Raw genomic sequence first — 13,272 nt, forward strand, 5'->3', positions numbered from 1 at the left:
AGGAGGGGAGATTACATGACGGACGCAACAGGCCGCCTTAGCGGCAGGGCAGCTGAAAAGATTTGGCTTGCCTCATATCCTTCGGTGGTTCCAGCAGACATCGCTCCCCTTGCCCACACATCCCTGGGCGCCCTGTTTGAAGCCAGCTGCGCCACCTATTCCGATCGCCTGGCATTCTCCAGCATGGGTCGAGCCATGACCTTCCGCGAACTTGAAGAAGAATCGCGCAAGGTCGGTGCCTGGCTTCAGTCGAAAGGCTTGGAGAAGGGCGACCGGGTCGCGGTCATGACACCGAACATCCTGCAGAACCCAGTCACGGTCTACGGTGTCCTTCGCGCCGGCTTCGTCGTGGTCAACGTCAACCCGCTCTACACGCCGCGCGAACTGGAACACCAGTTGAAGGATGCCGGCGCCAAGGCGATCATCGTATTGGAGAACTTCGCCAGTACGGTTCAACAGGTTCTGCCCAGAACGCCGATCAAGCATGTCATTGTCGCCACCATGGGCGACATGCTGGGCCTCAAGGGACACATCGTCAATTTCGTCGTCCGCAAAGTGAAGAAACTCGTTCCAGCCTGGTCCATTCCCGGGCACATAAGCTTCAAACGGGTTATTGCCGAAGGTGGCCGTCAAACGCTCAAGCCCGTGGAAGTCTCCGGCAGCGATGTCGCCTTCCTTCAGTATACCGGCGGCACCACCGGCGTTTCGAAGGGCGCGACGTTGACCCATGCAAACCTGCTGGCCAACAAGCAGCAGATCGCCATGTGGCTGGAAGCCGCCTTCTTGGTCAAGGGCCGGCCCGATGTGATGACCTTCATCTGCGCGTTGCCGCTCTACCATATCTTCGCGTTGACCGTGAACTCACTGATGGGCATCGCCACCGGCAGCCACAACGTGATGATCGCCAACCCGCGCGACATCCCCGCCTTCATCAAGGAATTGCAGAACCACAAGGCGCATATTTTCCCAGGCCTCAACACGCTGTTCAACGCATTGATGAACAATCCGGACTTCAAGAACCTCGATTTTTCCTCACTGCTGCTGGTTCTCGGTGGCGGCATGGCCGTACAGCGCCCGGTGGCCGAGCGCTGGTATGAGATGACCGGTTGCCCGATCACCGAAGGCTACGGCCTGTCGGAAACCTCGCCGGTCGCCACCGTCAATCGTCTGGACAGCACCGAATTCAGCGGCATGATCGGCCTGCCCCTACCCTCGACCGATATCGAAATCCGTGACGAGGATGGCGCCACTCTGCCGGTCGGCGACGTGGGTGAGATCTGCATCCGCGGACCGCAGGTCATGGCCGGCTATTGGCAGCGTCCGGAAGAGACCGCCAAGGTCATGACCGATGACGGTTTCTTCCGCTCAGGTGATATGGGCATGATGAACGAGGGCGGCTACGTCAAGATCGTCGACCGCAAGAAGGACATGATTCTGGTCTCGGGCTTCAATGTCTATCCGAACGAGATTGAAGAAGTAGCCGTCATGCATCCGGGCGTACTCGAATGCGCGGCAATCGGGGTCCCCGACGCCCACTCCGGCGAAGCCGTGAAGCTCTTCATCGTCAAAAAGGACCCGGCGCTAACCGAGGCCGACGTGAAGGCCCATTGCGCCGCCAATCTGACGAACTACAAGCGGCCGCGCTACATCGAATTCCGCAACGAGCTGCCAAAATCGAACGTCGGCAAGATCCTGCGCCGCGAACTGCGCGACAGCGAACCTGCCAAATAGACAATCGTTACAGACTGCCATTTGCAAACGCCCGGACTTCGACCAACGAAATCCGGGCGTTTGCGTGCGCTTGATCGCTTGCGCTCCCCAGAATAGTGTCGCATCCACGTCCGCCACACAGGAAACCGAAGATGCAGGCAATCATCGACAAGCTCACGAGCACCGCCGCGGCCACGCGCGCCGAGGATCTGCGCGCCGCCTTTGCCGCTGACACTCACCGGTTCACCCATTTCAGCGCCGCGCTCGATGATCTGCTGATGGATTATTCGAAATGCGCCGTGAACGAAGAGATCATGACCCTGCTCGATGAACTCTGCTCGACCGCAGGCGTCGCGGAAAAGCGCGATGCGATGTTCGCCGGCAAGGCCATCAACTTCACCGAGGGCCGCGCCGTCCTGCATACGGCGCTACGCAACCGCACCAATACCCCGGTGCTGGTCGAGGGGCGCGATGTCATGCCCGACGTCAATGCGGTGCTTGCGGCCACGGGTCGATTTGCCGAGGGCATACGCACAGGCAAGCTTAAGGGCGCGACCGGAAAGTCGATTACCGATGTCGTCAATATCGGGATCGGCGGTTCCGATCTCGGGCCGGCAATGACGACATTGGCGCTCGCCCCCTTCCATGACGGCCCGCGTCTGCACTTCGTCTCCAATGTCGATGGAGCCCATATTGCCGACACGCTGAAGCCCCTGTCGGCCGAGACGACGCTGTTCGTCGTCGCGTCGAAAACCTTCACCACGATCGAGACGATGACCAATGCGCAAACGGCACGCCGCTTCGTCGCCGACACGCTCGGCGAGGGGGCCGTTGGAAAGCACTTTGCTGCGGTGTCGACCGCGCTCGACAAAGTCGCGGCCTTCGGAATCGATTCCGAGCGCGTGTTCGGCTTCTGGGACTGGGTCGGCGGACGCTATTCGATCTGGTCCGCGATCGGCCTGCCCTTGATGATTGCCATCGGCGAGCAGAATTTCGGTCGCTTCCTCGATGGCGGCCACGCCATGGACCAACATTTCCGTAGCGCGCCGTTCCGGAAGAACCTGCCGATGCTGCTCGGTTCGATCGGCGCCTATCACCGCAACGTGCTCAACTACCAGACCCGAGCGATCCTGCCCTACGACCAGCGACTTGTTCGTTTCCCGGCCTACCTGCAACAACTCGACATGGAATCGAACGGCAAAAGCGTGACGGTCGATGGCAAGCCCGTCTCCGGCAGTTCCGGTCCGGTCGTCTGGGGCGAGCCCGGAACCAACGGTCAGCACGCCTTCTATCAGCTGATCCATCAGGGAACGAGCATCATTCCCACGGAATTCCTGATCGCCGCGCGTGGCTTCGAGTCGCATCTGAGGCACCAGCACGAACTGCTGATCGCCAACTGCCTCGCCCAGTCGGAGGCCCTGATGAAGGGGCGGACGCTCGCCGAGGCCAAGGCCCAGTTGACGGCCAGCGGCATGGACGAGGCGCAGGCCGATTTCATCGCCCCGCATCGCGTCTTCTCCGGCAATCGCCCCTCAATCACCTTTGTTTACGACCAATTGACGCCCTATGCGCTCGGCCGCCTGATCGCGCTCTATGAGCATAGGGTATTCGTCGAGGGTGTGATCTTCCGGATCAATTCCTTTGACCAATGGGGCGTGGAGCTAGGTAAGGAACTGGCTACCGGCCTTCTTCCGGTTGTCGAGGGCAAGCTCGCTGCGACCGGCCACGACAGCTCGACCGCCGGCCTCGTCGCAACGCTGCTATCGCGCGCGAAATAGTCACGAAGGACAAGAAAGGCCGCGACTGGCGGCCCTTCCTTTTGCATTTTTTCTTGTCTCTTATTGAGCCGCGTAGGCCCCATCCACCAGGTGGTAACTGCCGGTGATGAAAGACGCCCTGTCCGAAAGCAGAAACAGTGTGAGGTTTGCGACCTCGTCTGCGCGGCCGAGACGGCCGATCGGATGCAGCCCCACCAGCGCCTTGAGGCTCTCCTCGTCCAGGCTGTTTTCGACAAGTGGCGTGTGGATATAGCCCGGCGCGACCGCATTGATGCGAACACCTTGAGCCGAATAGGCGATAGCCGCCGATTTGGTCATGCCGACGAGCGCATGCTTGGCCGACACATAGGCGGGGGCTGCCGCGATGCCGTTGGTGCCCAGAATAGACGACATGTTGACGATCGAGCCCTTGCCATTGGGCAGCATCGCCTGCAACTCATACTTCATGCAATAAAAGACCGAATTCTGGTTTACGTCGATGACATGCCTCCACTCATCGATCTCATATTCAGCGATCGGCTTCAGCGGGCCGCCGATACCGGCATTATTGACCGCGCAATCCAGACCGCCAAAGGTCGTAACGGTGAAATCCACCATAGCCGCGACCGCCACCGGATCGCTGACGTCGATCTGGTAGGAAGCAGCCTCGCCGCCCGCCGCCTTGATCGTCTCGACCACCTGCTGCGCGCCCTCGAGATGCATGTCGGCGACAACCACTTTGGCGCCCTCGTCGGCGAGCTGCCTTGCGCAAGCCGCACCAATACCCGATCCACCACCTGTAACCAGCGCGACTTTTCCAGCAAATTCCTTGGTCATCTATATCTCCTCGCTCTATCGGCCAATAAAAGCCTGACGGAAAACGTCGCCGACTGCGCTCAAGCGCAAAGCTCTTATAGCACGGAGCGAGTGACAGCTTCTTGCGCTTGATCAAGCAGAACCCAACGGTTCGCCTTCTCAGGAAAAGCCAATTTCAGAGGCGAACGGCGGGTTGGCGCCGGCGCGGGAAACCGTAACGGCGGCCGCCCGGGCGCCAAGTTCCAGTGCCGTGCGGACTGCAGTCTCCTCAAGGGTCGCGACCTTCGCCTTGGTCAGCAGGTCCTGGCGCTTCAGCGAGGCGAGGATACCGGCATCGAAGGTATCGCCCGCGCCGACCGTATCGACCACTTCGACCCGCTGGCTCGGCACCGAAACCTTGAAGCGGCCGGTATAGCCGGTCGCACCGTCGGCACCGCGGGTAATCACCACGAGCTTGGCACCATGCTTCAGCCAATGGTCAGCTAGATCATCATGGCTGCCGGAAAGGCCGAACCATTCAAGATCTTCGTCGGAGAACTTGACGATGTCGGATTTGGCCGCCATGCGGTTAATCCGTGCCATGTGGGCGGCCTTGTCCTTGATGAAGCCCGGGCGGATGTTCGGATCGAGCGAGATGACACGCTTGCCATGCTCCCGGATCAGCAGTGCCTCATAGGTCGAGCCACAAGGTTCAGAAATGAGGCTGATCGCACCGAAATGCAGGGCTTCGCAATCATCACCGAGCGCCGGCAGGTCGCTCTGCGAGAGCATTCGACCTGCTGTGTTTTCATCATAGAACGCGTATGTTGCGTGACCATTGACCAGCTTGACGAAAGCGATCGTCGTCGGGCGCGAGAGGGTGGCGCTGAACGAATAATCGACGCCGCTCGAGGTCAAGGTTTCGCGCAGGATGTCCCCCATCATATCGTCGGATAGACCGGTGAAGAAGCCGGTCGATATGCCGAGACGACCCAATGCGATCGCGGTGTTGAAGATGGCACCGCCGGCATAGGGCGCAAAGGCCCGCTCGCCACGCACCGATTCCCGCGGCAGCATGTCGATCAGCGCTTCTCCGCAACACAAGATCATACGATCCTCCTCACGATATCCCGTCGACGCTCAGGTCGCCTTTCAATCGATTTAATCCATCGCGCCTGAAAAGGCCAGAGCCGCCTCAGAGCGAAGAGACCCCACCGTTGCGGCCCGACCAGGCGAGTGGCGCATCGAGGAAGGCCTCGACTTCGAACAGCGTCTTATCATCGAACAACTTCTGTTCGCGCGCGACGGCCAGCACGTTGCGCCAAGTGGCGATATGGTGCAGCGTGACATTCCCGTTGGTGAAGCGCTCCTCGGCTTCCGGGAAAATGCCATAGTAGAAAAGCGCGATGCCGTGATCGACGGTGCCGCCAGCCGCCCTGATGGCATCGATGAACTTGAACATGCTGCCACCTGCCGTGGTCAGGTCCTCGATCACCAAGACGCGCGCACCTTCCGGCATATGGCCCTCGATCTGCGCATTGCGGCCGTGCCCCTTTGGCGCCTTGCGGACGTAAATCATCGGCAGACCAAGACGTTCGGCGAGGAAGGCTGCAAAGGGAATGCCGGCCGTCTCGCCACCGGCCACGACGTCGAACTGCTCAAAGCCGGCGTTACGCATCACAGTCGCCGCAGCGAAGTCCATGATCGCCGAGCGGATACGCGGATAGGAGATCAGCTTGCGGCAGTCGATATAGACCGGGCTCATCATGCCGGAAGAGAGTTTGTAGGGCTTGTCGGCAGCGAAGTGCACCGCCTTGATCTCCCACAACATCTTCGCCATCAGTTCCGCCATGACGGCAGGTTCGGGAAAGCTCGTGGTGGTCATCGGCGGATCCTCATGTTCGCGTTACCCTGGTTCAGTCGCTTAAGCTCTCGGGACAACGGGGCAAAAATCAAGCAACTTCTACCGCGCGGCTTAGCAGCAAGATGTGCCGGTTTCCAGACATTCGACATCGAAAACGCCGCGTTTCACTCCCGTTTTCCTCACTATGAAACCGAAGGGGGCCGCCCCCTGCCCAATAAGCGAGACTTTCCGGGCAATCGTAAAACGCGAACCATTTCTGGATTACCGCGATTTAATCTGCTGTCCATCTGTTTGATATGATTTTCCATATATATCCAGGTCGACAACAAGTCACAAATTGGGCCGGGCCAAGCGTCCTCGGCACGTCGCTTAAGCCAAGGGGGTATTCATGTTCAGCAGGTTCTTTACTTGTCTCATGCCCTCCCTCGGCCGGCGAGGTCGTAACCGCAATCGGTCGCAAGGCCGGCTGCGAGGGCACAGCGGACGCTGATCATGGCATCCCTGCAATCGCAGGAACACTGAAAGAGAGAGACATGTCCAGAATGATCCTATCGGTCGTCGCAGTCGGCCTGCTGGCAACGGCGGCAATCGGCACAGTCGCCAAGGCGGCCACGCTTTCGGCTGGTGCGCGTAGCGCAGTCGAGGCTGCGATCGATGATGAATACCGCGCCGAGGCTTTTTATGCGGCAGTCATTGCAGAATTCGGACAGGTTCGCCCGTTCAGCAACATCATTCGGGCCGAGCAGATGCACGCGTCTGAACTTGGCGCGATAATGGCGAAATATGGGCTAAAGAAGCCAGCAAATCCCTATCTCGCTGACCCCGCGATCACCGCGTCGGTTCCCGAAACGCTTGCTGAGGCCTGCAAGATGGGCGTCGACGCAGAAGTGTTGAACCGCAACCTCTACGACAAGAGGCTAATGCCAGCCGTTCAAGACTATCCGGACATCCAGATTGTGTTCAGTGCTCTCAGGGACGCCTCGGAATTCAAACACCTGCAGGCTTTCGAACATTGCGGCGGTCAGGGCCAAGGTCAGGGGCGCGGTATGAGAATGGGACAGGGCAAGTGGATAGGTCAGGGTCTGAACGTGCCGAAGCCGTAATCCCCAACGCGAGGGAATACGCGATGCCGACCGGCTGGCTGGTATAGCTGGCCGACCTCGTTCGCCGAAAGGATCAAGCCGTCGGCTGCGGACCGAAGCGATTGTCACCCGGCTGGCTCGGCTGAATGTTGAAGTAGAGCAGCACGATCCAGCCGATCACAGGGACCAAAGCCAGAAGCAGCCACCAGCCGCTGCGGTCGATGTCATGCAGACGGCGAACGCCGACGGCAAGCTGCGGCACCAGCAAAGCCAACCCCGCCAGCGTGTTGAGCACCTGCCCACCGAAAACAGCGCTGTCGATGAAACCAGTGGCGATATTGACCAGCAAGACAAACAGCGCGAACCACCAGAATTCCGAGCGTGCAGCCCGACCGGTGAACGTGGCGTATTTAGACAGAACGGTGCGAACGGATCCCTGAAAGTCCATGTGGCTTTAGCCCCGCGTAGACGAACAACAATAGAATTCCGTTTAGGTTAGATATGGATCCGCGACAATACAATGATGTGATGACGTCAGAATTGGTCGATCACACCGTTACTCCACGTCCCAGAACAATGGAAACATCGGATCGAACACAGTCACGGACCCGGCCTCTGTCTCGATTTTTCCCGGGAAGGAAATGGCCTCTTCGCGCCTCACCAGCGTGATTGTCTCCTCGTTCGGCGCAAGCCCGTACCAGACCGGACCGTTGAGCGAGACGAAAGCCTCGAGCCTGTCCAGCGCATTCTCCTGCTCGAACACATGGGCCAGGCAGCTCATCGTGTTGATCGAAGTGTAGATGCCGGCGCAGCCACAGGCACATTCCTTCGAGGGATCGACATGTGGTGCAGAATCGGTGCCGAGGAAGAACCGGGGATCGCCGGAAGTCGCCGCCGCGCGCAGGGCCAGACGATGGCTCTCGCGCTTGGCGACCGGTAGGCAATAATAGTGCGGCTTGATCCCGCCGACCAGGATCGCGTTACGATTGATGATCAGGTGATGGGTGGTGATTGAGCCGGCGATGTTCTGCCCGGCCGCACGGATATAGTCGATGCCGTCGGAGGTGGTGACGTGCTCCATCGTCACCTTGAGTTCCGGCAGGCGCCGGCGCAGTGGATCGAGCACCGTGTCGATGAAGACCTTCTCGCGGTCGAAGATGTCAACCTCCGGCGTCGTCACCTCTCCGTGGACACAAAGCGGCAGACCGATCTTGGCCATCCGCTCCAGCACCGGCATGGCCTTGTTCATGTCGCGCACGCCGCCATGTGAGTTGGTGGTCGCCCCGGCCGGATAGAGCTTCACGGCGGTGATGAGGCCGCTCTTCTGGCCCTCCTCCACATCGTCCGGGTTCGTATCCTCTGTGAGATAGAGGGTCATCAGCGGCTGGAAGCGACCCCCTTTCGGCAACGCCGCCATGATACGCTCGCGGTAAGCGCCGGCGTCCGCAGTCGTGACGACGGGCGGCACGAGGTTGGGCATGATGATGGCACGGGCAAAATGCCGGCTGGTGTCGCCGATCACACCTTCGAGCATCGCGCCGTCGCGCAGATGCAGATGCCAGTCGTCGGGACGGCGGATGGTGAGCGAACGCATGGCGGAACCTCCGGGCAATGGGTCTTCAGCCCGCAGATAGCACGTTCCATGCGACCGTCAAACCTGCCTTTAGGCGACCTGGCTCGAAAGGGTTGCGAGAGTCTTTTCCGCTTCCTCCAACTGCTCCCGGCGATCGTTGATCATGATCGCCTGTATTGTCGGCAGGGCCCGTTCGAAGGCGGCTACGCAGTCCGGATCGAACTGGGTTCCAGAACGGCCGAGGATATGCTCGACCGTGCGCTCGAACGACCATGCCGGCTTGTAAGGCCGTTCCGTCGTCAGAGCGTCGAAATTGTCGGCGATGCACACGACGCGGCCAGAGATGGGGATCGCCGTCGCGGCGAGGCGATTGGGATAGCCTTGCCCGTCCCAACGCTCGTGATGGCTGGCCGCGATCTCGGAGGCGAGCTGGAGCAGCGAGGAATGCGACCGAGCGAGAATGTCGCTACCGATCTGCGCATGGGCCTGCATCTGCCGGTATTCCGCCTCGGTCAATCGGCCCTGCTTGAGGAGCACGGTGTCGGGCATCGCCACCTTGCCGATGTCATGCATGGGCGCGGCAAGACGGATATCGTTGCAGAGCTGCTCGGGCAGGCCGAGTTCCAGCGCGATCGCCTCGGAATAGGCCGCAACGCGCAGGGTGTGGCGCGAGGTTTCCGGGTCTTTGTAGCCGGCGGCGAGTGTCAGGCGGTGGATGATTTCCTGCTCGCGCTGGCGCAATTCGATTACGGCCCGATCCACCTCGCGGCGCAGCCATTCGGCCTGATCGGCCAATTGCCGGCGGGCGCGGGCGAGCGACACGATATTCTGCACGCGCGCCTGAAATTCGACCGGATTGATTGGCTTCGTCAGAAAATCGATGGCACCGGCATTGAGTGCCGCCATGCGCGTCGTCATGTCCTTGTCAGCGGTAACGAAGATCACCGGAACCTGAGCGTATTTGTCGAAACGTACGATCTCGGTAAAGAGTTCGACACCATTGTAGACCGGCATCTGATAGTCGATGATCGCAATGTCGAATTCGAGTTCAGGAAGCGCGGACAGGACCGCATCAGGGCTTGAGAAGGCGAGGGCCTCGCAGTTCTCCAGCTTGCCGACGAGTTTCGTCAAAAGCTTCAGGTTGGTGCTGTTGTCATCGACCAGCAATATACGCATAGACGCCTCCTTCACTCTCAAGCTACCAGTTTGAATTTCAGGGTTTCGATTTCCCCGCTCAGTCTGTCGACGTCTGCGGCCGATGGTCTTACGTTACGAAGCGCATGAGCCCTGTCAGCGATGTCATTCAGTCCGACATTGACCGCCGCGCCCTTGATCGTGTGCAGAGCACGATCGATCTTTTCAGGATCATGATTGGCTAGCGCGACATGCAGGTCCTGGATCAGGCCCGTCGCGTCATTGAAGAAGGATTCGACGAGCTCGCGGAACACGTCCTCTCCCAGGGCATCGACAAGCTCGGATTGACGCGCCTCGTCGAGGCCGTCGATCGCCAGCGCGGGAAAATCCACATTATCGATGATGATCGGCTCCGGCAGGCCGATGTCGTCTGCGGTCGCCCCACCTTGAACAGCGGCGGGTCCTTCCACGATTGCCACGATCACGTTGCGCAGCCTTTCCATGGTCACGGGTTTTGATTCAAAGCCCGCCATGCCGGCCTCGATGCAACGGCGGCGGTCGTCGTCAGAAGCATTTGCCGTCATGGCGATGATCGGGGTAGCTGCGCACCGACCGCCTTCGGCTATGATACGGCGCGTCGCCTCGATCCCGTCCATGACCGGCATCTGCATGTCCATCAAGATGGCATCGAAATCCTGTTCCTTGGCAATCGACACAGCCTCCGCCCCATGCTTGGCGACGACCACATCCTGCCCCAGCCGATCGAGGAAACGAGTCGCCACCAGTTGGTTGACGTGGTTGTCCTCGACCAGCAGGATCTTGAGCCGTGGTAACGGCGTGTTGTCCTGGCCACCCAGCTGGCGACGGACTTCGTCCTTGCCCACGGCGACGACGCAAAGCTCGAACCAGAAGATGCTGCCGACGCCGACCGTGCTGCTCATCCCGAGTTCGCCGCCGAGCTTCTCGACGATCTGCTTGCAAATGGTGAGGCCGAGCCCCGTGCCGCCGTACTTGCGGGTGATCGAGGCGTCGACCTGTGAAAATGGCTTGAACAGCTTGGCCAGCCCGGCCTCGTCGATACCGATGCCCGTATCCTCGACCTCGAAGCGCAGCATCAGTTTGCCATGCCGGTAGAATTCGCGAAGGCGAAGGGTCACGGTACCCTTGTTGGTGAACTTGACCGCATTCGACAGGAGATTGAGCAGAACCTGACGCAGGCGCGTAGGGTCGGTGCGCACATAGAGGGCGTCGAGCGAATCGGGAATGTCGAGCACGATGATGTTGCCGTGGTCATCGGCGCGGCCGCGGATGATGCTGACAGTCGTCTCCGCCAGCGCGCAAATATCCACGGCGCGCTCCTCAAGCTCCAGCTTGCCGTGCTCAATCTTGGAATAGTCGAGGATCTCGTTGATGACCTCCAGCAGCGCTTCTCCCGAGGACCGAATGGTCTTGACACTGGAAAGCGCATCGTCTGGGAGCTGGGAGAATTCCAGGATTTCCGACATGCCGAGGATCGCATTGAGCGGGGTGCGGATCTCGTGACCCATTGTCGCCATGAACTGGGACTTGGCCCTGTTACCGGCATCTGCGGCCTCGTAGGCTTCCGTCAGGCGCTGAGCCATACCCTCGAGTTCGAGGCCGGTCTTACGAACCGATTTCAGCTGCCGACGTAAAGTCACAACGAGGAAGACCACCGAGACCATGAGAAGAGCGAGCATGATTGCCGAGGTGCGCTCGAGCTCCAGAATGGTCGCGCGTGTGTCAGCCCTTTCGGCGCTAAGCCGCATGTTGGTGTGGACGAGTAGGTCCTCGGTCGTCTTGGAGAGCACTCCCAGCGCAGCATCAAGACTATCGAGCTCGGTTGTGTTCGGCATGCGTCCGGCAGCATAGGCGTCGAAGGTCGGCTGATAGCCTGCAACGATCGCCTCGATCTCGCCGAGCAACCGTAGGACTTTCGGATCGTCGGAGAAGTAATCGCCGAATTTCGTCTCCCTCGCCAACCGGGTGCGAGAGTAAAGGATGTCGTAACGTAACGAAAATTCGTCGAGCAGCGTCTTGCTCGGTGCCTGGCGGCGCAACTCGGCGAGGCTGTAGTCGAGCGCACGTGCCTCACGATCGAGCTGGTAAACCGACCAGACAGCGTTCTCACGAATACCGTCCTGCAGAGAGCGAAACTGGCGCGAGATGCCGACGAAGAGCACGATCAGCACGAACAGCAGAAGAGCCGACAACACCTGCAGGATCAGGGTGGTGCTCCCCGCCTTTCGCATCATACCGTCATTTCCGCTCAAACCTGTCACCGGATGACCTCGATTTCCTTGATCTGCCAGACCGAACGGCTGAAGTATCTCTCGCTGTAGAGGGTCGGATCCTGGTCGAAGGGATAGACCAGCATGGACGGCCCCTTCGTGCGCACGGTCATCACTTTTCCGTCGAGACGGGTGGCGAGGATGCTGTCAAGATCGCTGGCGTCGGAGAAAGGTACTTCGGCGGAATAGCCGTTGAGCGCGCGGATGATCAGGCGGCTGCCTTTGGCGCCGGCGGCTTTCAGCACCGCACGCAGAAACGGGCCGGAAAACTCGACTTTCCCTTGGGTCCAGGGGGTATCCATAAGCGCCTTTCGACCTTCGAGCCTGTCGAGCATCGACAGATCGAATTCGGCACGATTGTCGCCATTCGGTTCGGTGACGGCGCCGACCACCGTCAGGATGACGGGACCTCGTGGCATCTCCAGAGCCCGCAGCGGAGCGGCTCCGGGCATCGCGGCCAGCAGAACAAGGGAGAGACATTTGACGCGTGTGATCACGATCGACGCCTCAGCTGGCCCTGGCAGAAGGCTGCGCCTGCTGGCCCAGATAGGACGAAAGGAGCGAACGGAAGGCAACGGCCTCCACAGGTTTGGTGAGGAAGTCCGTCACGCCTCCTGCCCGGGCGGCATCGCGCAGGCCAGGTTCCTGGTCGGCAGTGACCATAACGACGGGGATCTTGTCATAGCGCGCCATCATGCGGATGGCCTTGACAAATTGCAGCCCCGTCATGCCCGGCAGCATATGATCGACGATTAGCATGCTGAAGAGCGTGTTGTGACAGACCTTCAACGCCGCAGACGCATCTGCCTCGATCCTGATCTCCTCCTCAGTCACCTTCTTGGCGAGATGCTTGAGAATCATCGCGTTCGTCGGATTGTCTTCCACGATCAGGATGGTCATATCCGCTCTTCCTTCACTGCAAACCGCTTACCCTGCAACAGTTTTTAGCAAAGGGAGCCTGAAATAGGCTGAACCATTTCGAATCAATTTTACCGACGGCGGCTTTAAATCCCTCTTAATTTTTAGCGGGGGCTAAAGCAGTTCACCA

At 59.9% G+C, this 13,272-nt stretch carries 12 protein-coding genes; 3 read left to right on the top strand and 9 right to left on the bottom strand.

Annotated features, from left to right (window positions below; all coding sequences use genetic code 11):
• Positions 1–15: 15 nt before the first annotated feature.
• Positions 16–1,731: a long-chain fatty acid--CoA ligase gene (locus RNA01_RS02510; protein WP_147178380.1), complete on the top strand. Its 1,716-nt coding sequence runs from the start codon at positions 16–18 to the stop codon at positions 1,729–1,731.
• A 131-nt stretch (positions 1,732–1,862) separates the two neighbouring features.
• Positions 1,863–3,488: a glucose-6-phosphate isomerase gene (gene pgi / locus RNA01_RS02515; RefSeq protein WP_147178381.1), complete on the top strand. Its 1,626-nt coding sequence runs from the start codon at positions 1,863–1,865 to the stop codon at positions 3,486–3,488.
• 60 nt (positions 3,489–3,548) lie between these two features.
• On the opposite strand, the gene RNA01_RS02520 is transcribed toward pgi, so the two are convergent.
• The 3 genes from RNA01_RS02520 to RNA01_RS02530 all read right to left on the bottom strand — a co-directional run bounded on the left by RNA01_RS02520 (position 3,549) and on the right by RNA01_RS02530 (position 6,147).
• Positions 3,549–4,304, bottom strand: coding sequence for an SDR family NAD(P)-dependent oxidoreductase (locus RNA01_RS02520; protein ID WP_147178382.1), 756 nt, complete (start codon positions 4,302–4,304; stop codon positions 3,549–3,551).
• A 138-nt stretch (positions 4,305–4,442) separates the two neighbouring features.
• Entirely contained in the window at positions 4,443–5,372 is a 930-nt protein-coding gene (locus tag RNA01_RS02525; protein WP_147178383.1) for a carbohydrate kinase family protein, read from the bottom strand.
• Positions 5,373–5,457: 85 nt separating this feature from the next.
• Positions 5,458–6,147: an orotate phosphoribosyltransferase gene (locus RNA01_RS02530; RefSeq protein WP_147178384.1), complete on the bottom strand. Its 690-nt coding sequence runs from the start codon at positions 6,145–6,147 to the stop codon at positions 5,458–5,460.
• 512 nt (positions 6,148–6,659) lie between these two features.
• Here RNA01_RS02530 and RNA01_RS02535 point away from each other — a divergent pair.
• A complete protein-coding gene (locus RNA01_RS02535; RefSeq protein ID WP_210245725.1) occupies positions 6,660–7,229 on the top strand; it encodes a ferritin-like domain-containing protein in 570 nt (189 codons plus the stop codon).
• 73 nt (positions 7,230–7,302) lie between these two features.
• Here RNA01_RS02535 and RNA01_RS02540 read toward each other — a convergent pair whose 3' ends face one another.
• The 6 genes from RNA01_RS02540 to RNA01_RS02565 all read right to left on the bottom strand — a co-directional run bounded on the left by RNA01_RS02540 (position 7,303) and on the right by RNA01_RS02565 (position 13,124).
• Positions 7,303–7,656 (bottom strand): DUF805 domain-containing protein, encoded by a 354-nt coding sequence (locus RNA01_RS02540; protein WP_147178385.1) that lies wholly within the window; start codon positions 7,654–7,656, stop codon positions 7,303–7,305.
• A 108-nt stretch (positions 7,657–7,764) separates the two neighbouring features.
• Positions 7,765–8,802, bottom strand: coding sequence for a dihydroorotase (gene pyrC, locus RNA01_RS02545; RefSeq protein ID WP_147178386.1), 1,038 nt, complete (start codon positions 8,800–8,802; stop codon positions 7,765–7,767).
• Between the two features lie 69 nt (positions 8,803–8,871).
• Positions 8,872–9,957 carry an HD-GYP domain-containing protein gene (locus RNA01_RS02550; protein WP_147178387.1) on the bottom strand — a complete coding sequence of 362 codons (1,086 nt, stop codon included), beginning with the start codon at positions 9,955–9,957 and terminating at the stop codon, positions 8,872–8,874.
• A gap of 17 nt (positions 9,958–9,974) precedes the next feature.
• Positions 9,975–12,188 carry an ATP-binding protein gene (locus RNA01_RS02555; RefSeq protein ID WP_147178388.1) on the bottom strand — a complete coding sequence of 738 codons (2,214 nt, stop codon included), beginning with the start codon at positions 12,186–12,188 and terminating at the stop codon, positions 9,975–9,977.
• Positions 12,189–12,211: 23 nt separating this feature from the next.
• Positions 12,212–12,721 (bottom strand): putative pterin-binding protein, encoded by a 510-nt coding sequence (locus RNA01_RS02560; RefSeq protein WP_235916376.1) that lies wholly within the window; start codon positions 12,719–12,721, stop codon positions 12,212–12,214.
• 10 nt (positions 12,722–12,731) lie between these two features.
• The gene (locus RNA01_RS02565) at positions 12,732–13,124 is read right to left on the bottom strand and encodes a response regulator (protein WP_147178389.1); all 393 of its coding nucleotides are present in this window, start codon (positions 13,122–13,124) and stop codon (positions 12,732–12,734) included.
• Positions 13,125–13,272: the final 148 nt, after the last annotated feature.

The organism is Paenirhizobium naphthalenivorans (assembly GCF_007992095.1).
GTDB lineage: Bacteria > Pseudomonadota > Alphaproteobacteria > Rhizobiales > Rhizobiaceae > Allorhizobium > Allorhizobium naphthalenivorans.